The sequence below is a fragment of the Nonomuraea sp. NPDC003560 genome (assembly GCF_042878785.1).
Classification (GTDB): Bacteria; Actinomycetota; Actinomycetes; order Streptosporangiales; family Streptosporangiaceae; genus Nonomuraea.
Map to the genome: position 1 here is coordinate 156280 of NZ_JBIAOF010000013.1, position 23141 is coordinate 179420.

Here is a 23141-nt window from a genome sequence, read left to right on the forward strand (position 1 = left end):
CCGGTCATGGACGTCAGTACGGCGGTCGCCGCGCCGTCTCCCCGCTCGATCCGGGCCAAGGACAGGATCATGCAGACCGCGGAGCGGCTCTACGCCGAGCACGGCTTCGCGCACGTGTCGATCAGGATGATCCGCGAGGCCGCGGGCCAGCGGAACAAGTCCGCCGTCCAATACCACTTCAGCACCCGTGACGAGCTGATCCACGCGATCCTGTCCCGTCACGCGGCCGCCGTCGACCGGCACCGCCTGCCGATGGTGGCCGCGCTGGAGACCTCGGGCGAGGTGTCGCTGCGCGACTGGATCACGTGCGCGATCGCGCCGAGCATCGAGCACCACATCGAGCTGGGCACCCCGTCCTGGTACGGGCGGTTCCTGGCCCAGGCCGTCGTGGAGCCGTCCCTGCGCGAGTACGCGGCGCGGGCCACGTTGAGCACGCCCTCGTTCCGCCGGCTGGAGCTGCTGCGCCCGCCGTCGATGCGCGACCGGGAGCACGAGCTGTCCGAGCGGCAGGCGGCGATGGTCCGGCTGCTCGTCGTGCACATGAGCGCCGAGCTGGAGGCCGACCTGGCGGCCGGCCACGCCGCCGCCGGTTCAGTCGAAGAATCCTGGCGGGCTCTGGGCGAACATCTTGTCACCGCCGTCTGCGGACTCAGCGGCGCCCTGCTGCCTTAGAGCGTCCCTGTCCGGTACGCGCACGATCTCCCCGCCGCTGCCGCGAGGGGCGCCGTAGTGGCGGACCGCCTGGTAGTACAGCTTGGCCAGCGCGTTGCAGCTCGGCTGACGGAAGATCGAGTACTGGGTGCACACCTGCTTGAGGTCGAAGAAGAACGCCTTGTCGATGCGCTCCTTGTTCGCCGGGAAGTCGCCGACGGCCTGGTAGTTCCGGTAGCCGAAGTCGTGCCGCCGGCACGGGATCGAGAAGTCGAAGCCGAGCGGCTGGTCGGGGCTGCTCGTACAGCCGTCGCTCGACCAGTCGAAGTCGAAGTCGGACCACGACCCCCGGTCGGCCCAGGCGTCCCGCCAGGCCGCGGCGCTGGACGCGGTGGGTTGCGTGAACCCCGAGAGCGCGGCGAGCTTCTCCTCCAGCGTCACCGCCTGGGCCGGCGGCGCGACCGCGAGAACGGCGACCAGCGAGAGAGCGAGCGGGACCGGCGCCCCGAGAGCCCGTCTGACCATGGGAACCTGCCTGTTTCGACCGGGACGGGAACATGTCATGGCCAGGTTCGCCCGCCGGCCCGCCGCGACCTGGGAGTTCCGGGAAAACCCGTGGCAAAGGTCGTGTCCGGTTTCCGACGAGGGACGCCGCCGGCGGCCCGTCCGGCGTTCAGGCGCGGGCGTCAGCCCAGACCGTCGGCGTGGTTCATCTCCTCGGCCTGGGCCAGCGCCTCGGCCAGGGGCGGGACGTCCCAGACCGTGCGTTCGGCGTCCGTGGTGACGGGGTCGACGCGGTAGAGGGACCAGCGGCCGCCGATGTCGACGTACTGGGTGCCGTACCGCTGGGGCAGGCCCATCTGCATCAGCCACCGGTCGAGGGCCGAGGCCGCCAGCCTGCGGGCGGGCCGGCAACCGGCGTCGGCCGCCCGCCGCGCCAGCTCGAAGGCCAGGTGGTAGTGCTCGGCCAGCCCGCCGTGCTGCATCACCGCGGCCAGGTGGTAGTAGTCGCCCGGCGAGCGCACCTCTCCGGCCGCGAACTTCTCCATGCAGCGCGCCCGCCGGGCCAGGCCGCGCTCGCCGCCGTCGCCGGGCACGCCGTCGCGCCGGTCGTCCTGGTCGCGGTCGAACAAGTCACGCAGCTCCGGATCGCCGGGCGCCTCGCGGTCGGGGTCGGGGTCGGCGAGCTTGGCGAGGATTTCCGGAAGGCTGAACATTTGGCTGCGCGGCGCGGCCGACCATCTGCGCGCCGCTCGCGCGCGGCCCTTTCCAGTACGGTTATCCGCCACGTCTGCCAGCGTGCCGGGACAACCCGGGGCGCGCAAGACGGCGCCACGCCGCAATATAGGGAAAATGTAGGGCCGCCGCCCGTTGACGCTTTATTGGGCCGGGGCGATGATGGCCGCGAAAGGGGCGCCCGCGCCTCCGCCGGAAATGAGGGAATGCGTGACCCTGCTTAAGGATGCGAATACTCGACACCCCGGGACGCCTGCCGGCGTGCCCGCGGAGCGCCGGAACGCGGCTGTGAGCTGCGGGTTCTTGGCGGGTGGTGGCAGGGGCTGAGCAGATGAAGCCCACACCCGGCGCCACGGCGCTGCTGCGCGCCGGCCGGCCTGAGTTCGCCGTCGATTTCCGGGCGCATGAATTCATGCCCTTCGGCCCGGAGGCCCGGTCCATTGACTCGGGGTGGTGCAGAATTCTAGAACGGTCATCGCCGGGAAGCGTTTCCGACGCGGCCGGTGATAACGCGCGGCGGATGCGGATCGCGATATTACGCACAAGCCCCGAGTGCAAATGGCCCGGCCGCGCCGAGTGGGGGTACGAGGAAGCGCGTGGCATTCCGGGCCCGCCGCTCATCGGCGGCGCGGCATGAGCGATCTCGTCGCCTCCGCCGCCGACGCCCTGCGCGCGCTCGACGAGGCGCTGCTCGGCCTGCTGAAGGCGCTCCCGCCCGAGGACCCCGGCGCGCGGGCGGAGCTCCGGGCCGAACTCGAAGGGGCGGGCGTCACGGACGAGGTCGCCGGCCGCTGCCTGCGCGTCCTGCGGATGGTGTTGTCCGGCGAGCACGCGCGCCCGAGCGACTGGATCGGGGTGACGGCGGTGTTCCAGTGCGGTTTCTGCGGCTCGGCGCCCGACCCCGCCGATCTCGTCGTCGGCAAGTCGGTCTCGATCTGCCTGGGATGCGCGCTGCTGGCGACGGCCGGGGCGGTGCGGGGCGAGCGGGAGCCGGTGGAGCGGCCGTGCGCGTTCTGCGGCGCGCGGGCCGTGCCCGCCCACCTGGGCGCCGACGGCGACAGGACGGTCTGCCGCGCCTGCGGCGAGCTGGTGCTCTACATCATCGCCAGCAAGAAGCGCGCCGATTGACGCCCGGGGACGGCGGGACGGGCGTCAGCCGCCCTGGGTGTAGATCGTCCGCCACCGCGAGCACCGGCCGACGGGCCGCGCGCCGTTGCCGCGGCACACCTGCGCCCGGATCTGCAGCGCGCCGCCGACGTTCTTGCGGAAGGAGCCGGTGCCCGGCAGGCAGTTGTAGACGCCGTGCGTGCGCCAGCGGCCGTTGCTCGCGCTCTGGTACCTGATCAGGACCCACGAGCAGCCCTTGCCTCGGTCGTCGTCGAGGGTGCCGGTCACGGCCAGCCCCGACTGGCCGACCACGACCCTGCCCCGGGCGGTCGCCAGGCCGTCGGTCGAGTGCAGGGCGCCCCACCTCCAGCTCGCGGGGTCGGCGGCGGTGTCGGCGGCGGCCGCCGTGCTCAGCGCGGTCAGCGTGAGGACGGCGGCGCCCAGGGCGGTCAGGACGCGGGTCGGAAAATGGTTCGTCACCGGTCCAGGACTACCGGCCGGTACTTGTGGCCGACTTGGAAGCGGGCTGCGGCGTCAGAGTGCGGGGCAGCGGGCGGGGGCGGTGCCGTAGGCGTACCGGAGGAAGTCGACCAGGTAGGCCGACCAGGCGTTCCAGTCGTGGCCGCCCCTGCTGTAGCAGTAGCGGTGGCCGACGCCGAGGCCGGTCAGCGTGGCGTCGAACTCGCTCGCGTACGCGCCGAGGATGGGCTCGCTGACGCTCGCGGCGTCGTCGCTCGCCCTGGTGTCGTAGCCGCACGCGGCGGGGGCGGGCTCGGCGCCGTCCGGGACGCTCGGGAGGCTCGCGCAGCCGCCGGCGTACAGGGCCAGCCGTCCGTCATAGGGGGCGTACCTGCCCTGGGTGACCAGGTCGGCGGGGTTGGCGGCGGGCCAGTCGTCGACCGTGCGGCCGTGGAAGACCGTGGTGGTGTGCGGGCCGAACAGGGTGTCCAGGCGGTAGCGGCGCTGCACCTCCTGGTCGAGGACGGGCAGCGGGCTGCCGCTGTCGTACTTGTTGACGCGGAACTCGCCCAGGTCGGTCAGCTCGATCGCCGCGCCCGACTGCCACATGGAGTCGGAGATCGTGCGCTGGGCGGGCCTGGCGCGCAGGTCGATGCCGGGCGAGAAGGCGCCGATCACCGAGAAGACGCCGGGGTGCGCGGCCGCGTACCGCAGGGTGCCGTAGCCGCCCATGGACAGGCCCGCCAGACCGCGTCCCGACCGGTCGGCGACGGTGTTGAAGTTGCTGTCGATCCATGGGATGAGCTGGTCGATGTGGTACGTCTCCCACTTCGGTGCGAAATATCCGTCCGTACGGCCGGCCCAGTCGGCGTACCAGCCGGTCATCCCGCCGGTCGGCATCACCACGATGCCGTCGAAGGAGCCCGCGTCACGGACGAGGGAGACGAGGTCGGCCTTGACGGTCCACGAGTCGTAGTTGTCGCCGCCGCCGTTGAGCAGGTAGAGCGCCGGGTAGGGGGTGGCGCGCGAGGGGTCGTAGTCCTTCGGCAGGTAGACGCGGACGGTGATCGGGCGCGTCAGCGGGTCGATGACCGGGGTGCCGCCGGACGCCTGGAAGATCGCCGTCGAGGTCATCGTGACGTCCCGCAGCTCCGAGCCGTCGCTCTGCGGGCGACGTCGTACGTCGACGCAGGTGATGCCATGGCCGTCGGGCCGGGGCAGCACGGCCGCGCACCCGGCCGCCTGTGTGGGCGCCGCCTGCGCCACCCCCGGGCCTGCGAACGTGCCTGCGACCACCAGTAATCCGGCAAGGGCTGAGGTGAACCGCATCGCTCTCCTTCGGTTCGGGCTCCCGACCGCCCCAACTTACGGGGGGACCGGCGGCCGGCGCGTCAACCGCCGGACCGAAAGAGGTCAACTTCTGCCGTACGACCCGGCTTCTGCCGTACGACTCAGTGCAGGTGCGCGGCCGTCCAGCAGTCGGGCGCGCCGGGTTTTCCGCACGTCGTCAGCCCGCGCAGCACCCCGGCCAGGGACGCCGTCCGGGCGTTGCCGGGGTCGTTGGACTCCTGGCGGGGGTCGGTGACGGTGTTGTAGTACTCGGGCTTCGGGTCGTTCTCGTACTCGACGTACAGCTCTCCCGCGGTCCGCACGGCGTTGTAGGTGGGCGGCTGCGCGTTGCCCTGCCTCAGCCGGTCGGCGTCGGGGTCGGGCCTGCCGGGCGTCCGCGGGTCGGGCTTGACGTGCTCGACCAGCGCCGCCTGCCGCCAGTCCGCGACCTGCCGGCCCTGGACGAGGGGGAGCAGGCTGCGGCCGTCCCGGCTGTCGCGGATCGCCGGGGCGACGCCGGCCATGTCGAGGAAGGTCGCGAACAGGTCCACGTTCTGGGCGATGGCGCCGGTCACCAGCCGCTCGCGCTCGCCGGTGACCGGCCGCCTGACCAGCAGCGGAACCCGGACGTCGTGGTCGTAGGCGGTGGACTTGCCGCGGACCAGGCGGTGCTGGCCGAGGTGGAAGCCGTTGTCGCTGGCGAACACGACGTAGGTGTTGCGGCGCTCCGGCTCGGTGAGCGTGGACAGCACCCGTCCCACCATGTCGTCGACCGACTGGACCATGCGGATCCGGTCACGGAAGTCCTCGCGCAGCTCCTCGGCGCGCTTCGCCTCGATCGGGGCCCGGCGCACCCAGGACGGCTTGTCGGCGGTGTCCTCGTCGTAGGAGGGCAGGGTGGTCACGTCGATGCCGGCGCAGTCGGGGCCGCCGCAGTCGCCGTGCGGGAACTCGCCGTCCGGGAAGCGGTCCTTCGGACGGTCGCGCGGCGCGGGCGGGAAACGCGGCTCGGTGTCGCCGGGCCGGACGTCCACCCGGTTGTGCGGGGAGAAGGGCGAGACCTGGAGGAAGAACGGCCGGCCGGGGGCGTGCTCGCGGGAGCGCTCGATGAAGCCGGTCGCCCGCTGGGCCAGCTCGTCGACCAGGTAGTCGCCCTTGGAGGGGGCGATCGGGCGCCGGTCGCCCGACTCCTCCGTGACGTAGCGGGTGAGCTGGTACCTGAACTCGTTGTAGCCGCCGCCCGCGGAGACGTGCCACTCGTCCCAGCCGTCCGGCACCTGGTAGCCGGGGCGGGCGGGGTACTCGTTGATGTATTTGCCCAGGTAGCCCGTGCGGTAGCCGGCCTGGTGGAGCGGGACGGCGTAGGTGCGGCCCTCGTGCCGGGCGAACGCCTCGTAGCCGCCGCGGTCGTAGCCCTGGTTGGTCCGTACGCCGGTGTTGTGGGGGAATTGGCCGGTGAACATCGAGGCGCGGGAGGGGCAGCAGAGCGAGTCGGACACGTAGTAGTCGGTGAACGTGGTGCCGCCCTCGGCGAGCCCGCGGACCGTGTCCATGTAGGGCAGCAGGTCGGCGGACAGGTCGTCCACCAGGAAGAAGATGATGTTCGGCCGGGTGGGGGTGGCGGCGGACGCCGGGGGCGCGGGGGAGGCGATGAGCAGAGCGAGGATCGCGGCCACCGCCGCAGCCAAGCTTCTCCTGATATTTCGGGACAACGACATGACTGCCTCGTAAGCGGTGGTAGGGGAGCAACGGCGCTGCCCACTAATACCAGACAAACTACCCACAAAGCACAAAACCTCCCACACCCACCCCACCCATCACCGCAGCTCAGCAGCCTCGGGCGCGAAGAGCGAAGGGGGGAGGGGGAAGGCGCTAGGGGCGCTAGGGGCGCTAGGGGCGCTAGGGGCGCTAGGGGCGCGGAGGGTGCGAGGGGTGCGGAGGGCGCAAAGGGGGCGAAGAGGGGAAGGTTCGCAAGGTGCAGAGGGTGCGGAAGCTGCGGGTCGCCGAAGGCGAAGGGGCGGTCTGTGGTCGCCGTTCCGGGGTGGGGCGGGTCAGGGGGTGAGGACGCGGGTCAGGGTTTCCTGGACGGTGGCGCGGACGGTGGCCGGGTCGTCCAGGTCGAAGCCCACCACCAGGCCGTCCCTGACCAGGAGGAGGATGTCGGCGGTGCGTTCGGCGTCGGCGTGGCCGTCGGCGGCCAGCAGGTCGCGGTACAGGTCGCGGTGCCAGCGCCGGTGCTCGGCGATGGCCTGCCGTACGGGATGCGCCGGATCCGGGTACTCGGCCGCCGTGTTGACGAACGGGCAACCGCGGTAACCGGAGCCGGACCCGAACTCGCACATGAACGCGAAGACGGCCGCCAGCGTCTGCCGGGGTGAGTCAGCGCGCAGCGTGTCCACCATGGCCCGCTGCACCGCGCCCTGCTCGGCGATGTACGCCCGGACCAGCTCGTCCTTGCTCGGGAAGTGGTGGTAGAAGGTCGCCTTCGCGACGCCCGCCGCCGCGATGATCCGGTCGATCCCCACCGCGTGCACGCCCTCGGCGTAGAACAGCCGCGCCGCCGTCTCCAGGACCCGGGTGCGGGCCGGGCTCGGGCGGGGCTCCTTCGCCGTCTCTGCGCTCACCCCTTGACGCTACCAGACAGACCTGTCTAGTCTCATGCTCGACAAACCAGACAGACAGGTCTGTCTGGTGAAGCGCAACGAAGGGCAACCGGTCATGAGCATGTACACCGCCATCGCCACCTCGGCGGGCCGCGACGGGCGCGCGGTCTCCTCCGACGGCAGGCTGGACGTCAAGCTGGCCCTGCAGAAGGAGCTGGGCGGCGACGGCGAGGGCACCAACCCCGAGCAGCTCTTCGCCGCCGGCTACGCGGCCTGCTTCGCCTCGGCCATGCGGCTGGTGGCCGGGCAGAAGCGGATCGACGTCTCCGACGCCTCCGTCACGGCGGAGGTCGGCCTGTCGTCCAACGGCGCGGGCGGCTTCCAGCTCGACGCCACGCTCCGCGTCGAGCTGCCCGACGAGATCGCCCCCGAGGTCGCCCGCGAGCTGGTCGAGGCCACCCACCAGGTCTGCCCCTACTCCAACGCCACCCGCGGCAACATCCCGGTCAACCTGATCGTCGAGTGACGGGATCCGCGTCCCGGAAGATCGGCCGGAGGTAGAGACGGGAGACTTGGAGTGTGACATGTTACATGCCATGCGAATCACTCTCTCCGCGGCGGCCGCCCTCCTGGCGATCGCCGCGCTCGGCGTCCCTTCCGTCTCCGCAGCGGCGGCGGAGACCGCGGCGCCGCCCGCGAAGAAGGTGAGCAGGGAGATCTCCCCGCTCAGCCCGCAGCAACGCGAGCAGGCGGCGCTGCGCAGGCAGGCCGTCGAAGGCGTCTTATCCCCGGACGCGACGGCGGCCAAGGCGCGGCCCGGCCGCTCGGCCAAGGTCGGCCACCGCTACGTCGAGCTCGCCCAGGAGCGCAAGGACCAGGTCTTCGTCGTCCTGGCCGAGTTCGGCGACAAGGTGGACAACGAGACGAAGATCGACGGCCAGATCAAGTACGGCGGACAGCCGGGCCCCCGCCACAACGCCATCCCCGACCCGCGCGGCACCGACGACAACCACACCCTCTGGCGCCCGGACTTCGACCGCGCCTCCTACGCGAAGTCCTACTTCGCGACCGGCGGCAACTCCCTGCGCGACTACTACCGCCTCCAGTCCTCCGGCCGCTACGACCTCGACGGCTACGTCAGCGACTGGGTACGCGTGCCGTACAACGAGGCCCGCTACGGCAGCGACCGGTGCGCCCCCGAGGAGGGCGGCATCTGCTGGAACAACTGGGACCTGGTACGCGACTCGGCCAACGCCTGGTACGAGGCCGAGAAGGCCAAGGGCAGGACGGTGGAGCAGATCCGCGCCGAACTGGCCAAGTATGACGTCTGGGACCGCTACGACCACGACAACGACGGCGACTTCGACGAGCCCGACGGCTACCTGGACCACTACCAGGTCGTGCACGCCGGCGTGGACGAGACCTGGGGCGGCGGCGCGCAGGGCGCGGACGCCGTCTGGGCCCACCGCTACTTCGCCTACTGGCCCGAGCGCGGCCAGGCCGGCCCCGAGGGCAACCGCAACGGCGGCACCCAGATCGGCGACACCGGCATCTGGGTCGGCGACTACCTGACGGTCGGCGAGAACAGCGGCGTCGGCCTGACCGCCCACGAGTTCGGCCACGACCTCGGCCTGCCGGACCTGTACGCGGGCGGCGGGGACAACTCGGTCAACTTCTGGTCGCTGATGTCGTCCGGCTCCTACCTGAGCTCGCGGACCGGCCCGCTCGGCGAGTACGCCGGCGACCTGGACGCCTGGAGCAAGCTCCAGCTCGGCTGGCTGGCCTACGACCGGGCGCGCGCGGCCACTCCCTCCACGCACACCCTCGGCGTCGGCTCCTACAACACCCGGGATCCGCAGGCGCTCGTGGTGGACCTGCCGGCGCGCGAGATCAGCACTCCGCTGGGCAGGCCGTACCAGGGGGAGTGGCAGTGGTGGAGCGGCAAGGGCGACAACCTTGAGCAGACGCTCACCCGGCAGATCGACCTCTCCCGGGCCACGGAGCCGACGCTCAAGGCGCACGCGGCCTACGCGATCGAGCAGGGCTACGACTTCCTGTACGCCGAGGTCTCCCGCGACGGCGCGGCCTGGACGCCGGTCGGGCAGCCGCTCACCGGAGGCTCGGACTGGCGGGAGATCGCCTACGACCTGAGCCCGTACGCGGGCGGCAGGATCTGGTTCCGCTTCCGCTACTCGACCGACTCCAACACCTCCGAGTCAGGCTTCCGGCTGGACGACGTCCAGGTGCCCGGGGTGTTCGCCGACGACGTCGAGCAGGGCGAGGGCGAGTGGACGGCGGTGGGCTTCGCCCGCAGCGGCGAGGTGGGCGTGCAGCGCTTCTCCCGGGCCTACCTCGCCGAGAACCGGCGCTACACCGGGTACAACGCCTACCTGCGGACCGGGCCGTACAACTTCGGGTGGACCGGCAGCCAGCGGGTCGAGCACTACCCGTACCAGCAGGGCGTGCTCATCTGGCTCTGGGACGCCTGGTACGGCGACAACACCACCCGCGACCACCCCGGCGAGGGCATGATCCTGCCCGTCGACGCCCGGCCCGAGCCGCTGCGCTGGGCCAGCGGGGCGGCGGCCGGGGCGCGGCTGCAGGTGTTCGACGCGCCGTTCGGCAACGCGCGCACGGACCGGCTGCGGCTGCACTCGGCGGGCGTGCCCGCCGTGTTCCCGGCGCGTCCGGGCGTGCCGGTGTTCGACGACCACCGTGGCGTCTACTGGCACCCCGATCTGCCGCAGCTCGGCGTGAAGGTGCCGGACACCGGCACCCGGATCGCCGTCCTGCGTGACGGGGACCGCGCCCTGGTGCGCGTCTCGGCGTCCTAGCGGCACCTGCGGCCCGCGCGGGGGCGCGGGCCGCAGGTCGATGGGCGTTTACGACCGTTTTAGGTGGTTCTGGGCAGGGTTGTGGTGTTGTCTCCCATGGAGAGGAAAGATCATGACCTCTGGGCCTGACGGATTCGGCAAGGCGGAGACCCTGGAGAACGAACCGCCCAGGCGCCGATTCCCGCGCTCCGTACTGCTCGCCGCGACCACCGCGGTCGTCCTGGCCACCGGCGCCGGCGTGGCCGCCGCCTCGGCGCTCTCGCCAGCGCCGTCGCCCACCGGGACGCCACCGTCCGCCGCGAGCCCGTCGGCCGTCCCGTCGGGCTCACCGTCCGACAAGGGACGCGGCTGGGGGCGCGGGTTCGGCGGCCCGCCCGTCCACGGGGAGTTCGTCGTCCCCGACGGGCAGGGCGCGTACGTGACGGTGGCCACCCAGTACGGCGAGGTCACCGCCGTCGGCCAGGACTCCGTCACGGTCAAGAGCGAGGACGGCTACACCAAGCAGTACGCCGTCAACGCCGACACCCGGGTCAACCGCGACCAGGGCATCGACGCGATCAAGAGCGGCCAGAAGGTCATGGTCGGCGCCAAGGTCACCGGCGGCACGGCCACCGCCGTCACCGTCCACGACGTGACCGCCCGCGACGGCCGCGGCCGGCACCCCCACGGCGACGACCACTGGGGCGACAGGGATGGCGACATGGGCGGCCCCCGGCACGGCGACCACCAGCCGACGCCGTCACCCAGCGCCACCTCCTGAGGGACGCCGGCCCAATTCACGCGGTTATGCCCCCCGTATATACCCTCGGTATATAGTGCGGGGGCATGAGCGTCCCTCTTGCGCTGCTCGGCCTCCTTGAGCGGGAGCCGAGCCACGGCTACGACCTGAAGCGCGACTACGACACCTACTTCGGCCGCGGCAAGTCACTGCCCTTCGGCCAGGTGTACTCCACCCTCGGCCGGCTGGCCAGGGACGGCAAGGTCACCGCCGGGGAGAGCGAGCCCGGCGACGGCCCCGAGCGCAAGCGCTACGCCATCACCCCCATCGGCGCGCGTGAGGTCGAGGCGTGGCTGAGCGAGCCGGTCGCGGCCGAGCCGTACCTGCAGACCGTGCTGTTCACCAAGGTCGTGCTGGCGCTGATGCTGGGCCGCGACGCGGCGGCCTACCTCGACCTCCAGCGCGCCACCCACCTGCGGCGCATGCGCGAGTTCGCGCAGATCAAGCGGGGGGACTCGCTGGCCGACGCGCTGCTGGCCGACCACGGCATGTTCCACCTGGAAGCCGACCTGCGCTGGATCGACGTCACCCAGGCGCGGCTGGACGCGCTGGCCGAGCTGGTGCGGGGGTCGTCGTGATCCTGGAGGCCCGCGGGGTCAGCCGCTCCTTCGGTCGCACCCCGGCGCTGCGGGAGGCGAGCCTGGAGGTGGCGGCGGGGGAGATCGTGGCGGTCATGGGCCCCAGCGGCTCGGGCAAGTCGACGCTGCTGCACTGCCTGGCCGGGATCTTCACCCCCGACAGCGGCGAGGTGTGGTTCGACGGCAGCCGCCTGGACACCATGAGCGACGACCGGCGCACCCGGCTGCGGCGCACCGCGTTCGGCTTCGTGTTCCAGTTCGGGCAGCTCGTGCCGGAGCTCACCGCGGCCGACAACGTCGCCCTGCCGCTGCTGCTCGCGCGTACCGGGCGCAAGGAGGCGTACCGGCGGGCGGCGGGCTGGCTGGAGCGGCTGGAGCTGGCCGAGCTGGGCGGGCGGCGCATCGGCGAGCTGTCCGGCGGGCAGGCGCAGCGGGTGGCGATCGCCAGGGCGCTGGCGACCGGGCCGCGGGTGCTGTTCGCCGACGAGCCGACCGGCTCGCTCGACTCGCTGACCGGCGAGCACGTCATGGAACTGCTGGTCGGCCTGGCGCGCGAGGAGGGCACGACCGTGCTCGTGGTGACCCACGACGCCCGCGTCGCCTCCTGCGCCGACCGGGAGGTCATCGTCCGCGACGGCCGGCTCACCGACCCCTTCGCCGGTCAGGTCGCACGGTGATCGCCCTCGGCCTGCGGCTGTCGCTGGCCGGAGGCAGGGAGGCGGCCGCCCGGCTCGCGCTGATCGTCGCCGGCGTGGCGGTCGGCGTGGCGGTGCTGCTGGCCACGCTCTCCCTGTTCAACGCCTTCCAGACGGCCGGCGAGCGCACCTGCTGGGAGTGCACCCGCGGCACCGCGCCCAGCGGCTGGGCCCTCGACGCCACCGCCACCGGCGCCCTGTGGAACTACCACGAGGACTACTACGCCGGACGCCCGATCAGGCGGCTCGACGCCGCCGCGCTCGGCGGCCGGGCTCCCGTCGTCCCCGGGCTGTCCCGCATGCCCGCGCCCGGCCAGTACTACGTCTCCCCGGCGCTGGCCGAACTGCTGGACTCGGCGCCGCGCGCGCAGCTCGCCGACCGTTTCCCCGGCACGAGGGCCGGGACGATCGGCCGCGCCGCGCTCACCGGCCCCGAGGACCTGACCATCGTGATCGGCCGCACGCCCGAGCAGGTCGCCGCCCTGCTCGGCACCCGGCAGGTCGACACGACGGCCGACGAGCCCGCCGTCGACGGCGACGCCGACATCTACGACTTCGGGTTCGCGATCGCGGCCGTCGGGCTGCTGCTGCCGCTGCTGGTGCTGGTCAACACCGCCACCCGGCTGGCCGCCGCCCGCCGCGAGGCCCGCTTCGCCGCGATCCGGCTGGTGGGCGGCACGTCCCGGCAGGTCAACCTGTTCGCCGCGGTGGACTCCGCGCTCGGCGCGCTGACCGGCGCCCTCGCCGGGATCGTGCTCTTCCTCCTGGTACGTCCGGCCGTCGCCGCCGTCCGCGTCACCGGCTCCCGGTTCTTCCCCGACACGGTGACCCCGGCCGCCTGGCAGTACGCGGCCGTGCTCGCCGGCGTCCCGCTGCTGGCGGGGGCGAGCGCGCTGTGGTCGCTGCGCCGGGTCCGGATCTCGCCGCTGGGCGCGCTCAGGAAGGGCGCCCCACGGCCGCCGCGCGCCTGGCGGGCGATCCCGCTGCTGGCCGGGCTGGCGCTGTTCGCGGTGCCGATGTTCCAGACCGACGACCGCAAACCGAACGCCGGGCCGGCCTCGGCGGGCCTGGCGCTGATCATGATCGGGCTGATCCTGGCCGGCCCCTGGCTGACGATGCTGGCCGCCCGCCTGGCCGCCCGGCTGACCGGCGGAGCGGCGACGCTGCTGGCCGCCCGGCGGCTGGCCGCCGACCCGAAGGCCGCCTTCAGGTCGGTGAGCGGGCTCGTCCTCGCGGTGTTCATCGGGACGGCGATCGCCGGGATCGTGCCCGCCGTGGTGGACGGCCAGCGGGCGGTGGCCGGCGGCACGCTGTCCGGCGTGTTGCGCGCCCCGCTCGGCGACCTCGGCGGAGGCGGGTTGTCGCCGCGGGCCGGGGCCGAGCTGGTGGCCCGGCTGCGCGCCTACCCGGGCGTCGCCGTGCTGCCGATCCACGCCGCGAAGGAGGAGGAGAACCGGGTGATCGACCCCGAGCGGCCGCCGCCGCCCCGGGCGATCGTCGAGTGCGCCGACCTGGCCCGCTTCCCGGCGCTCGGGCAGTGCCCGCCGGGCGCGCGGGCGGTCGCCGGACGGTTCGACCGAGTGGTGGAGGCCGACAACCCGCTCACCATCGACAAGCTGATCCCCCTCGCCGGGCCGGACAGCGAACCCGTCTCCGCCGACGGGCTCAACCTGTCCTCCGTGCTGGTCACCATGGCCGACCCGGCGACCCTGGAGGAGATCCGCACCCTGCTGGCCGGGCGGAGCACCGGCCCGCCGATGACGTTCGACGAGGTCGCCCAGGTCCGGGCGGCGCTCTACACGCAGGCCGAGAACATCGCGCTGGCCATGGTCGCGCTGACCCTGCTCGCCGGCGGCTGCAGCCTGCTGGTGGCGGTCGGCGGCGGGCTGGTGGAACGCCGTCAGCCGTTCACGCTGCTGCGGCTGGCCGGCACGCCCGGCCGCACCCTGGGCGCGGTCGTGCTGCTGGAGTCGGCGTTGCCGCTCGTCCTGGCGGCCGTCGTGGCGGCCGGGGCCGGGTTCGGGGTGGCGGCGCCGTTCATCGACGCCCTCGCCATGAAGGGGGCCTCCCTGGCGATGCCGGGGCCTGCCTGGTTCGCCGGCGTCGGCGGCGGGCTGGTCGCGTCCCTGCTGGTGATCTCGACCGTCCTGCCGCTGCTGCGGCGCATGACCTCGCCCGACAACGCGCGTTTCGAATAGGAGCCACATGAAGCTGCGAAAGCCCTGCGCGGCGATCGTGCTCGCGCTGGTCGCCGGCCTGCTCACGGCCCCGCCGGCCGTGGCCGCCGAAGGCCGCTGGTCGGCCGAGATCCGGCGCACCGAGTACGGCATCCCGCACGTGTCCGCCAAGGACCACGGCGGCCTCGGCTTCGGCTACGGGTACGCCTTCGCCCAGGACAACCTGTGCGTGCTGGCCTCGTGGGTGGTGACGTTGCGCGGCGAACGATCCCGCCACTTCGGCCCGCAGGCCCGGTCCGACGACCCGGTGCGCCCGGTCGCCAACCTCACCAGCGACCTCTACCACCGCAGCGTCGCCGACTCCGGCGTCGTCCGGCGGCTGCTGGCCCGGCCCGCCCCCATCGGGCCGAGCGCGGAGCTGCGCGAACTGGTCGACGGGTACGTAGCCGGCTACAACCGCTACCTCGACGACACCGGCGTGGCCAACCTGCCCGACCCCACCTGCCGCGGAAAGTCGTGGGTCGGCCCGATCACCGCCGAGGACGTCTGGGCCAACCTCCTCGACCTCGGCCGCATGTCGGGCAGCTCCGCGCTCAAGGAGGCCATCGTCGGCGGCGACGACGGGGACGACGGCCCGCGCCGCGCCCCCGGCAGCAACGGCTGGGCGCTGGGCCGCGAGGCCACCCGCGACGGCCACGGCATGCTGCTGGCCGACCCGCACTTCCCGTGGAACGGCGTCCGCCGCTTCTACCAGGTGCAGCTCACCATCCCCGGCGTGCTCGACGTCGCCGGCGGCAGCCTGTACGGCACCCCCGTCGTGCAGATCGGCCACAACAGGACCGTCGCCTGGACCCACACCGTCTCCCACGCCCAGCGGTTCACCCTCTACCGGCTCGAACTGGCCCAGGGCGACCCCACCACCTACCTGGTCGACGGCCGGCCCGAGCCGATGGGCCGCCAGGAGGTCGTGGTGCCGCTCCAGGACGGCACCCTCGTCTCGCGCACCCTGTTCACCTCCCGCTACGGCCCGGTGCTGGCCGCCGGGCGCGGCGCCGAGTACGCGTACGCGCTGGCCGACGTCAACGCCGCCAACCTGCGGGCGGCCGACGAGTGGCTGGCGATGGCCAAGGCCGGCGACCTGCGCGGGCTGCGCGCCGCCCAGGACGCCCACCAGGGCCTGCCGTTCGTCTACACGCTGGCCACGGACGTCGGGGGGACGGCGTCCTTCGCCGACGCCTCCGTCGTCCCGCACGTCACCGACGCCCAGGCCCGCCGGTGCGCCAAGCCGTCGCCCGACCCGTCGATCGACGCGTTCGTCCTGGACGGCTCTACCTCGGCGTGCCTGTGGGGCAAGGACGCCGACGCGGTCGTGCCGGGCATCTTCGGCCCCCGCAACCAGCCCCGCCTGACCCGCGCCGACTACGTCGCCAACTCCAACAACAGCCCGTGGATGACGAACCCGGCCGCGCCGCTGACCGGCTACGACCAGGTCTGGGGCGCCGTACGGACCGACGTGGAGCTGCGGCCGCGGGTCGGCCTGGACATGATCGACCGGCGGCTCAAGGGCGCCGACGGGCTCGGCGCACCCGGCTTCACCCTGGAGACGCTCCAGGCCACCGCGCGGAGCAAGCGCAACTACGGCTTCGAGCTCATGCGTCCGGACCTGAAGGCGCTGTGCCGGGAGCATCGCGAGCTGCGGGCCTCCTCGGGGGAGCGGGTCGACGTACGGGACGCCTGCCGGACCCTGACCCGCTGGGACGGACGCGCCACCCTGGACGGCGAGGGGGCCGTGCTGTGGCGGCGGTTCTTCGACGGGCTCCAGGCCCCGGTCAAGCCCGGGGAGCCGCCGCAGAGCTGGTGGCGGGTGCCGTTCGACCCGGCTCAGCCCCTCACCACGCCGCGCGGCCTCAAGCGGGACGACCCCGGCGTGCGGCGCGCCCTGGCCGACGCCGTGCTGTTCTTCCGCGACAACCGCCTGCCCCTGACCCTGACCACCGGCCAGGCCCAGCACTACGCGTCGGTCCCGATCCCCGGCTGCACCGAGGGGGAGGGCTGCTTCGACCGCGTCCGCAACTCCGGCCCGCTCGGCAAGGACGGGCGCTACCCCGATGTGAACACCGGCTCCAGCTTCATGATGGCCGTCGAGCTCACCCCGGACGGGCCGCGCACCCGCACCGTCCTGACCTACTCCCTGTCCGCCAACCCGAACTCCCCCCACCACACCGACCAGACCGCCCTGTTCTCCCGGGGAGGCTGGGTCACGGAACGCTTCACCGACGCCGAGCTCCGCAGCGCCCCGCAGCTGAACGTCACCACCGTGAGCGGCTGACGCCCAGCCCGCCGAGGCGCGTTGAGCCGTCTCCCGCCCTGCCCGTGACCAGGTGTCATGCCGGTGACCGGGGGCATGACCTGGGCGAGGGCATCTCGGGGGGTGGGGTGGGCGGACAGCGGCCGGAGGGCGGCGCGTACGGCGGGGACCTGGGGCCGTTCGGCGCCGAGAAGCTCCGGCGGCTGCAGGCGAGCCTGACGCAGATCGAGGATCTGCACGGCCGGATGGCGCGGCTGCTGGAGGCGGTCCTCGCGATCAGTTCCGAGCTGGAGCTGAACGCCGCCCTCCGCACGATCGTGGAGGTCTCGGCCGACCTGGTGGACGCCCGGTACGGCGCCCTCGGCGTGCTCAACGACGAGGGCGAGTTCGCCGACCTGTTCACCTACGGCGTCTCCGAAGACGTGTACGAGGCCATCGGCCGCCTGCCGACCAGCCACGGCCTGCTCCAGGAGCTGATGGCCCGGCCGAGGCCGCTGCGCGTGGACGACGTGCTCGCCCACCCCAGCTTCCGCGAATACCCTGCCGGCCATCCGGTGATGCGCACCCTGCTGGGCACGCCGATCCTGGTCCGCGGCACCGTGTACGGCAACCTGTACTTCGCCGACAAACGGTCGGGCCTGCCGTTCACCGGCGACGACGAGCGGATCGTCGCGGCGCTGGCCAGCGCGGCCGGCGTCGCCATCGAGAACGCCCGCCTCTACGAGCGCATCCGCCGCAACACCGAGGAGTTCCAGCGCAGCCTGCTCCCGTCGCTGCCCGACCTGAACGGCCTGTGGGCCTGCGCCCGCTACCTGCCCTCCAGCACCGTCCCGCGCATCGGCGGCGACTGGTACGACGCGATCGTCCTGCCCGACGGCGTGCCCTGCCTGATGGTCGGCGACGTGATGGGCCACGACCTGCGCTCGGCCACCGTCATGAGCCAGATCAGCAACATGCTGCGGGTGCTCGCCTACGAGCACTGCGAGCCGCCGTCCCGCATCCTGCGCCGCCTCGACGAGATCCTGCACGCCCTGCACGGCGGCCCGATGGCGACGGTGCTGCTGGCCCGCCTGGAGGAGTACGGCGGCACCGACTGGCGGCTGAGGTGGGCCACCGCCGGGCACCTGCCCCCGCTGCTGCTCCCCGTCGACGGTCCCGCCCGCTACCTGCGGGCCGAGGGCGGCCACCCGCTCGGCGTCACCCCCGATCTGCCGCGGCCCGACCACGAGCAGGTCATCCCGGCCGGGTCCACGCTGCTGCTCTACACCGACGGGCTCGTCGAGGACCCCGCGCACGGCCTCGACCGGGGCATGGAGAGCCTGGTCCGCACCGCCTCCCGGCTGCGCCACCTGCCCCTGGAGGAGATGTGCGAGCTGCTGCTCGTCCACCGGGGCGACCGCTTCACCGACGACGTCGCGCTGCTGGCCCTGCGGCTCGGCGAACCGGCAGACCTGCACGCCGGCTGACCGGCCTCGTCGCCTGCCGATGGCCAGATGTGCCAGATAACTGTCGTTGCGGACATTCCGCCAGTTCGGTGAGAATCGGGTCATGCCCGCTGCCCACCGCGTCGTCATCGCGCTCTTCCCGGACGTCGACCTGCTCGACGTCACCGGCCCGGCCGAGGTGTTCGCCCTGGCCAACCGGGTCGCCGGTCGCGCTCTGTACGACGTGCGGCTGGCCGGGCCCCAGGGCGGCCAGGTCACCACGTCCGCCGGGGTGCGGCTGGTCGCCGATCTGACGTTCGACCAGGTCGGCGACCAGGTGGACACCCTGGTGGTGCCCGGCGCGGTGACCGTCACGCCCGACGGGCCCCGCGCCCTGACGGACGCCGAGGTGGTCGCCTGGGTACGGCGGACCGCTCCGGGCGCCCGCCGGGTGGCCTCGGTGTGCGTCGGCGCGCACATCCTGGCCGAGGCCGGCCTGCTGGACGGCCTGACCGCCACCACCCACTGGTCCACGGCCGGGCAACTGGCCGCCGACCACCCCAGGGTCACCGTGGACCCCGACCCGATCTTCCTGCGCTCCAGCGGCCGGATCTGGACAGGCGCGGGCATCAGCGCCTGCCTCGACCTGACCCTCGCGCTGGTGGCCGAGGACCACGGCGAGGAGACGGCCCTCGCGGTGGCCCGCGAACTGGTCGTCTATCTCAAGCGCCAGGGCGGCCAGAGCCAGTTCAGCGTCCCGCTGACCCGGGCCGCCTCGGGCCGCCGCGACATCGACGACCTGCGCCTGTGGATCGCCGAGCACCTCGCCGAGGAGCTGACCACGGTCGAGCTGGCGGCGCGGATGGGGCTGAGCCAGCGTCAGTTCACCCGGGTGTTCCGGCAGCAGACCGGCTTCACCCCGGCCGCGTACGTCGAGTCGGCGCGCGTCGAGATGGCGCGCCGGCTGCTGGAGACCACCGACCTGCCGCTGCCCCGGGTGGCCGCCGACAGCGGGCTCGGCTCGGTGGAGACCCTGCACCGGGCCTTCCGCCGCCGTCTGGGCACCGGCCCCGGCACCTACCGCCGCCGTTTCCGCACGGTGGCCTGATCCCCTCTCTCCCCGCGTACGCCGTCCGAGCCGGGCGGCGGCGCGAGCCTGCCGAAAGGAATCCCCTGCCATGAGCAGCACCGTCTCGCCCACCCTGCGCCAGGTCGTCGGCCTGCCGGCCGAGCCCGCCCGGCTGGCCGACTCGACCCTCGTGCTGATCGACTACCAGAACACCTACAGCACCGGCGTCATGGCCCTGCCGGACGCCGGACAGGCCCTCGCGGCCGGCGCCCGCCTGCTGGAGCGCGCCCGCGCCGCCGGGGCCCGCGTCGTGCACGTCGTCAACGACGGCGGCCCCGGCAGCCCGTACGACGTCCGCGCCGAGATCGGGGCGATCAGCGCGCCGGTCGCGCCGCGCGACGGGGAGCCGGTGGTGGTCAAGACGTTCCCCGACGCCTTCCACCAGACCGAGCTCCAGGACGTCCTGGCGGGCATGGAGGCCGGGCCCGACCTGGTCCTGGCGGGGTTCATGACCCACATGTGCGTCACCTTCACCGCCCAGGGGGCCTTCCGGCTGGGATACCGGCCCACGGTCGTCGCCGACGCCTGCGCCACCCGCACACTGGCCGGCCCCGGCGGCGCGCCGCTGCCCGCCGACGTGCTGCACGAGGCCGCCCTGACGACCATCGGCGACCTGTTCGGCCTGGTGGTCCCCACGAGCGACGCCCTGCCTGCCTGACCTGAGTCCACCCGTCCGGGGCCGGGGGCCGGGGGTCAGCCGGTGGCCGGGCGGCGGCGGCCGGCCACCAGACGGTCGGCGGGCCGGTCCGCCGTGCGGCGCTCGTCCTGGTCCGTGGCGGGCTGTTCGGTGGCGGGCCGGTCGTCGGTGCGCTCGGCCAGCAGGCGGCGCAGCTCGCGGCGGCGGGCCAGCCTGCGGCCCGTCCCGGCGGCGACCAGGAAGGCGCCGAAGATGAACGCGGCCGCGGTGGCGGCTCCCGCGGCGAACAGCTCCAGGTCGCCCACCCGGAAGGTGACGCCCATCAGCGTCAGCGCGGCGGTGGCGGTGGTCGTCGTCTGGGTGAACAGGACGACGACGGCGGCCGACCCGGCGACCATGAGCAGCAGGCCGAGCAGGACCATGGTTCTCACTCTCCTCGAACGTCGGCGATCACGTTTCATTGCCGCTGCCCAGCATTTCTTTACTTATGTATGGGCGTGCGCCGGGCGTCGAAGAAATGGCCGCGCATTCGCGCCGGGAATGGCCGCGCGGAGCACCGCTAATTGCTTCGCGAAAAAATCCGCATTGAGCAGCGGCGCTGCGTCCGGCGGGCAGGTCACGGGGTTTGTCGGCCGATGACCAGGGGAGAGCGGAGCAAGGAGGGAAGTGATAGCAGTGAAAGTGGACACTTTCCGGCTCCTGGCCAACTCCGCAGGAGAAACGGTCGTGCTGCATCCGGCCGGGGACCTTGACCTGCACACCGCCGGCGCCATCGAGGATTGGGCGACCGGCTATCTCGACGGCACGCCGGCCGCCGTCACCTTGATCGACCTGTCCGACGTCGGCTTCATGGATTCGGCCGGACTCGGCGCGCTGATCGGCGCGTGGAAACGCATCACCGCCACGGGACGGACGGTGATGGTCGCCGCGCCGACCCCGCAACCGGCCAGACTGATGCGCATCACCGGCCTGGAAGGACGTCTCGGCGTACGCGCCACCGTCGCCGAGGCCCTGGAGGAGATCATTCCCAGACGGACGCACGCGCCCGCCTAGCGGCGCCCGTCCGGAGCGCGCGCGGCGTCAGCCGTTCCTCGCCTTGGCGTAGTCGGCGGCGCCGCCCGCGAAGTCGTACAGGACGACCTGTTCGTCCCCGACCACCCAGGCGTCGTGTCCGGGCGGGCAGACGAAGACCTCGCCCGGTCCCGCCTCGGCCTCGGTGCCGTCGTCCATGCGCAGGCGCATCCGGCCCGAGACCACGAACCCGTTGTGATGCACCTGGCAGGACGACGTGCCGGCGATCGGCCTGACGGACTCCGACCAACGCCATCCCGGCTCGAACGTGGCGACCCCGAAGGTCAGGCCGCTCAGCTCGCAGATCTCCAGGTGGCCCTTGGGGAAGTCGCGCCGCTCGTCGGGCTTGTCGATGCTCTTGACCTCAATCATGGCTCACCCCCTCGTCAGCTACCTTCTTACGCTGAATTGTCCATACCGAGGGGTTGGCCAGGGCAAATATCCCTTTGTGGGGATGGGTACGGCCCGCGGTTGGGGCCGTACCCATGACGTGCGGACTATCCGGCCCAGGGCAGCGAGTCGGACGGCCACGCCCGCTTCGTCTGCTTCTTGAGCGTCTCCTCAGGCGTGCCCACGGCGCAGCGGGTGCCCTGCGGCGGCACCTTCAGGTCGATGAGGTACTGGTCGATGATGTCGGTCTGGCACTTGTCCTTGCCGTAGATGCGGTGACCCCAGCCCTCGTACGTGAGCAGCACGGCCTTCGGGCCGAGCTGACGGGTGGCGTTGGCCGCCCAGATCCACGGCGTGGCCGGGTCGTGGATCGAGTTGCCGAGCAGCAGCGGGGCCTGGCCGGTGTACCGCAGCGAGTGCGGCGGGTTGGCGGGGGTGCCCGAGTTGAGGCAGATGGGCAGGTCGTCGGTCGGGTACGGGTGGTACTTCGTGTCCGGCGCCAGCAGGCCGGCGGTACGCATGAGGTCGGCGTACTCGGCGTAGCTGTTCACCTTGAGGTTGTAGTCCTGGCAGAGGATCCGGGTCGGCAGTTCGGCGACGTCGCCCTCCACCGGGCCCCGGCCGGGCAGCGGCGGCACCCACTCGGGGGCCGGGCCGCCGTTCAGCCAGTTGATCACTTCGCTCAGCGTGCGCCAGTCGGGTCCCTCGTTGCCCAGCGCGGCGTTGTAGATGACCTGCAGCTCGGTCATCCGCTGACCGGTGCTGGGGTAGACCAGCTCGCCGCGGCGGGCCTTGTCCAGCAGGCTCTTCCAGATCGCGCGGATGTCGCGACCGTTCAGCACGCAACTGGTGTCCTGCTCGCACCAGCCGACGAACTGGTCGAAGCCGTCCTCGACGGCCAGGGCCTCGGTGGCGAAGAAGCCCTTCACGCCGAGGCTGTGGTCCATGTTGCTGTCGAGGGCGAGCGCCCGGATGCGGCCGGGGAACAGCTCGGCGTACATCTGGCCGATCAGCGTGCCGTACGAGATGCCGTAGTAGGTGAGCTTCTCCTCGCCGAGGGCGGCGCGGAGGGCGTCCATGTCACGGGCCACGGAGACGGAGTCCACGTGGTCGTAGAGCGGGCCGGTACGGGCCCGGCAGTCCGGGTGCAGCTTCTTGGTGAAGGCGTTCCAGGCGTCGAAGTCGGCCTGGCTGCGCATGACGGTCGGCGGCATCTGGTTGTAGACCGACGCCGAGCAGATGACCGGGTGGCTGCGGCCCACGCCGCGCGGGTCGAAACCGACGATGTCGAACCGCTGCTGCAGTTCCTCGGTGTAGGACCCGGGAGCGCCGTAGACGGCCTCCACGCCGGACCCGCCCGGACCGCCGGGGTTGATCACCAGCGAGCCGACCCTGGCGGCCGGGTCGGTGGCCTTGCGCCGCGCGACCGCGAGGTCGATCGAGGGCCCGCTCGGCTGCGCCCAGTCGATGGGCACGGTCAGCTTGCCGCACTCGGCGCTGGGCTCCTCCTCGCAGGGCGCCCAGGTGATGGCGTTCGTCGTGGTGGTGGCGGGTGTCGCGGTCGTCGCCGCGTTCGCCGCCGGAACCGGGATCAACGCCGCCAGCGCCACGAAGGCGGTGGCGAACAGTGGGAGTGTTCTCCGCAAAATGGGGCTCCAATCAACGGCCGGTGCGCCCCCCGTGGGCATCCGGCCGACCTAGATCATCGCGGTTTGGGGTTGGAAATGACGGCAAA

The 23141-nt window shown here is 72.8% G+C and carries 23 protein-coding genes; 14 read left to right on the forward strand and 9 right to left on the reverse strand.

From position 1 onward, the window contains the following. Nucleotides 1-6: 6 nt before the first annotated feature. Nucleotides 7-672, forward strand: coding sequence for a TetR/AcrR family transcriptional regulator (locus tag ACFYUV_RS40255; RefSeq protein ID WP_387678698.1), 666 nt, complete (start codon nt 7-9; stop codon nt 670-672). Here ACFYUV_RS40255 and ACFYUV_RS40260 read toward each other — a convergent pair. Continuing rightward, complete coding sequence (locus ACFYUV_RS40260) at nt 592-1176, reverse strand: phospholipase (RefSeq protein WP_387678701.1); 585 nt, start codon at nt 1174-1176, stop codon at nt 592-594. The genes ACFYUV_RS40255 and ACFYUV_RS40260 overlap by 81 nt on opposite strands. A gap of 161 nt (nt 1177-1337) precedes the next feature. Beyond that, a complete protein-coding gene (locus tag ACFYUV_RS40265) occupies nt 1338-1868 on the reverse strand; it encodes a hypothetical protein (RefSeq protein ID WP_387678704.1) in 531 nt (176 codons plus the stop codon). A gap of 350 nt (nt 1869-2218) precedes the next feature. Here ACFYUV_RS40265 and ACFYUV_RS40270 point away from each other — a divergent pair, with 350 nt between their 5' ends. Beyond that, complete coding sequence (locus tag ACFYUV_RS40270; RefSeq protein ID WP_387678707.1) at nt 2219-2524, forward strand: hypothetical protein; 306 nt, start codon at nt 2219-2221, stop codon at nt 2522-2524. Then, nucleotides 2521-3015: a hypothetical protein gene (locus ACFYUV_RS40275; protein WP_387678710.1), complete on the forward strand. Its 495-nt coding sequence runs from the start codon at nt 2521-2523 to the stop codon at nt 3013-3015. Before ACFYUV_RS40270 ends, ACFYUV_RS40275 begins: the two co-directional genes overlap by 4 nt. A gap of 24 nt (nt 3016-3039) precedes the next feature. Here ACFYUV_RS40275 and ACFYUV_RS40280 read toward each other — a convergent pair whose 3' ends face one another. From ACFYUV_RS40280 to ACFYUV_RS40295, 4 genes are all read right to left on the reverse strand, one after another. Beyond that, nucleotides 3040-3474: a hypothetical protein gene (locus ACFYUV_RS40280; RefSeq protein ID WP_387678713.1), complete on the reverse strand. Its 435-nt coding sequence runs from the start codon at nt 3472-3474 to the stop codon at nt 3040-3042. Between the two features lie 54 nt (nt 3475-3528). After that, nucleotides 3529-4782, reverse strand: a complete 1254-nt coding sequence (locus ACFYUV_RS40285; protein ID WP_387678716.1) for an alpha/beta hydrolase — start codon at nt 4780-4782, stop codon at nt 3529-3531. 122 nt (nt 4783-4904) lie between these two features. After that, complete coding sequence (locus tag ACFYUV_RS40290) at nt 4905-6470, reverse strand: sulfatase (RefSeq protein ID WP_387678718.1); 1566 nt, start codon at nt 6468-6470, stop codon at nt 4905-4907. Between the two features lie 363 nt (nt 6471-6833). Next, entirely contained in the window at nt 6834-7406 is a 573-nt protein-coding gene (locus ACFYUV_RS40295) for a TetR/AcrR family transcriptional regulator (RefSeq protein WP_387678720.1), read from the reverse strand. Between the two features lie 94 nt (nt 7407-7500). Between ACFYUV_RS40295 and ACFYUV_RS40300 the strand changes: the two genes are divergently transcribed. The 10 genes from ACFYUV_RS40300 (at nt 7501) to ACFYUV_RS40345 (ending at nt 19966) form a co-directional block, all read left to right on the forward strand. Next, on the forward strand, nt 7501-7911 hold the full coding sequence (locus tag ACFYUV_RS40300) for an organic hydroperoxide resistance protein (protein WP_387678723.1): 411 nt from the start codon (nt 7501-7503) through the stop codon (nt 7909-7911). A gap of 70 nt (nt 7912-7981) precedes the next feature. Beyond that, nucleotides 7982-10219, forward strand: coding sequence for an immune inhibitor A domain-containing protein (locus tag ACFYUV_RS40305; protein WP_387678726.1), 2238 nt, complete (start codon nt 7982-7984; stop codon nt 10217-10219). Between the two features lie 112 nt (nt 10220-10331). After that, nucleotides 10332-10979, forward strand: a complete 648-nt coding sequence (locus ACFYUV_RS40310) for a hypothetical protein (protein WP_387678728.1) — start codon at nt 10332-10334, stop codon at nt 10977-10979. Between the two features lie 65 nt (nt 10980-11044). Next, nucleotides 11045-11575 carry a PadR family transcriptional regulator gene (locus ACFYUV_RS40315; protein ID WP_352355886.1) on the forward strand — a complete coding sequence of 177 codons (531 nt, stop codon included), beginning with the start codon at nt 11045-11047 and terminating at the stop codon, nt 11573-11575. After that, entirely contained in the window at nt 11572-12252 is a 681-nt protein-coding gene (locus ACFYUV_RS40320; protein ID WP_387678731.1) for an ABC transporter ATP-binding protein, read from the forward strand. The genes ACFYUV_RS40315 and ACFYUV_RS40320 overlap by 4 nt, the downstream gene beginning before the upstream one ends. After that, complete coding sequence (locus ACFYUV_RS40325) at nt 12249-14468, forward strand: FtsX-like permease family protein (protein ID WP_387678734.1); 2220 nt, start codon at nt 12249-12251, stop codon at nt 14466-14468. Before ACFYUV_RS40320 ends, ACFYUV_RS40325 begins: the two co-directional genes overlap by 4 nt. Nucleotides 14469-14475: 7 nt before the next feature. Further along, the gene (locus ACFYUV_RS40330) at nt 14476-16776 is read left to right on the forward strand and encodes a penicillin acylase family protein (RefSeq protein WP_387678737.1); all 2301 of its coding nucleotides are present in this window, start codon (nt 14476-14478) and stop codon (nt 16774-16776) included. A 107-nt stretch (nt 16777-16883) separates the two neighbouring features. Further along, entirely contained in the window at nt 16884-18221 is a 1338-nt protein-coding gene (locus ACFYUV_RS40335; RefSeq protein WP_387678740.1) for a PP2C family protein-serine/threonine phosphatase, read from the forward strand. An 82-nt stretch (nt 18222-18303) separates the two neighbouring features. Beyond that, a complete protein-coding gene (locus ACFYUV_RS40340) occupies nt 18304-19287 on the forward strand; it encodes a GlxA family transcriptional regulator (protein WP_387678743.1) in 984 nt (327 codons plus the stop codon). A gap of 70 nt (nt 19288-19357) precedes the next feature. After that, entirely contained in the window at nt 19358-19966 is a 609-nt protein-coding gene (locus ACFYUV_RS40345; RefSeq protein ID WP_387678746.1) for a cysteine hydrolase family protein, read from the forward strand. A gap of 35 nt (nt 19967-20001) precedes the next feature. Here ACFYUV_RS40345 and ACFYUV_RS40350 read toward each other — a convergent pair whose 3' ends face one another. Further along, the gene (locus ACFYUV_RS40350; protein WP_387678749.1) at nt 20002-20376 is read right to left on the reverse strand and encodes a hypothetical protein; all 375 of its coding nucleotides are present in this window, start codon (nt 20374-20376) and stop codon (nt 20002-20004) included. A 250-nt stretch (nt 20377-20626) separates the two neighbouring features. On the opposite strand from ACFYUV_RS40350, the gene ACFYUV_RS40355 reads away from it, so the two are divergent. Next, nucleotides 20627-20998, forward strand: coding sequence for an STAS domain-containing protein (locus ACFYUV_RS40355; RefSeq protein ID WP_352330347.1), 372 nt, complete (start codon nt 20627-20629; stop codon nt 20996-20998). Between the two features lie 27 nt (nt 20999-21025). On the opposite strand, the gene ACFYUV_RS40360 is transcribed toward ACFYUV_RS40355, so the two are convergent. Both ACFYUV_RS40360 and ACFYUV_RS40365 read right to left on the reverse strand, forming a co-directional pair. After that, nucleotides 21026-21388 (reverse strand): cupin domain-containing protein, encoded by a 363-nt coding sequence (locus ACFYUV_RS40360; RefSeq protein ID WP_352360762.1) that lies wholly within the window; start codon nt 21386-21388, stop codon nt 21026-21028. 125 nt (nt 21389-21513) lie between these two features. Next, nucleotides 21514-23052 (reverse strand): alpha/beta fold hydrolase, encoded by a 1539-nt coding sequence (locus ACFYUV_RS40365; RefSeq protein ID WP_387678752.1) that lies wholly within the window; start codon nt 23050-23052, stop codon nt 21514-21516. Between the last annotated feature and the right edge of the window lie 89 nt (nt 23053-23141).

What these genes read in the sequence shown, in the direction of transcription:
- ACFYUV_RS40255 (WP_387678698.1), top strand. Translation starts at nt 7, where the DNA reads ATGGACGTCAGTACGGCGGTCGCCGCGCCGTCTCCCCGCTCGATCCGG.
- ACFYUV_RS40260 (WP_387678701.1), bottom strand. Translation starts at nt 1,176, where the DNA reads ATGGTCAGACGGGCTCTCGGGGCGCCGGTCCCGCTCGCTCTCTCGCTG.
- ACFYUV_RS40265 (WP_387678704.1), bottom strand. Translation starts at nt 1,868, where the DNA reads ATGTTCAGCCTTCCGGAAATCCTCGCCAAGCTCGCCGACCCCGACCCC.
- ACFYUV_RS40270 (WP_387678707.1), top strand. Translation starts at nt 2,219, where the DNA reads ATGAAGCCCACACCCGGCGCCACGGCGCTGCTGCGCGCCGGCCGGCCT.
- ACFYUV_RS40275 (WP_387678710.1), top strand. Translation starts at nt 2,521, where the DNA reads ATGAGCGATCTCGTCGCCTCCGCCGCCGACGCCCTGCGCGCGCTCGAC.
- ACFYUV_RS40285 (WP_387678716.1), bottom strand. Translation starts at nt 4,782, where the DNA reads ATGCGGTTCACCTCAGCCCTTGCCGGATTACTGGTGGTCGCAGGCACG.
- ACFYUV_RS40300 (WP_387678723.1), top strand. Translation starts at nt 7,501, where the DNA reads ATGAGCATGTACACCGCCATCGCCACCTCGGCGGGCCGCGACGGGCGC.
- ACFYUV_RS40305 (WP_387678726.1), top strand. Translation starts at nt 7,982, where the DNA reads ATGCGAATCACTCTCTCCGCGGCGGCCGCCCTCCTGGCGATCGCCGCG.
- ACFYUV_RS40310 (WP_387678728.1), top strand. Translation starts at nt 10,332, where the DNA reads ATGACCTCTGGGCCTGACGGATTCGGCAAGGCGGAGACCCTGGAGAAC.
- ACFYUV_RS40315 (WP_352355886.1), top strand. Translation starts at nt 11,045, where the DNA reads ATGAGCGTCCCTCTTGCGCTGCTCGGCCTCCTTGAGCGGGAGCCGAGC.
- ACFYUV_RS40330 (WP_387678737.1), top strand. Translation starts at nt 14,476, where the DNA reads ATGAAGCTGCGAAAGCCCTGCGCGGCGATCGTGCTCGCGCTGGTCGCC.
- ACFYUV_RS40340 (WP_387678743.1), top strand. Translation starts at nt 18,304, where the DNA reads ATGCCCGCTGCCCACCGCGTCGTCATCGCGCTCTTCCCGGACGTCGAC.
- ACFYUV_RS40345 (WP_387678746.1), top strand. Translation starts at nt 19,358, where the DNA reads ATGAGCAGCACCGTCTCGCCCACCCTGCGCCAGGTCGTCGGCCTGCCG.
- ACFYUV_RS40360 (WP_352360762.1), bottom strand. Translation starts at nt 21,388, where the DNA reads ATGATTGAGGTCAAGAGCATCGACAAGCCCGACGAGCGGCGCGACTTC.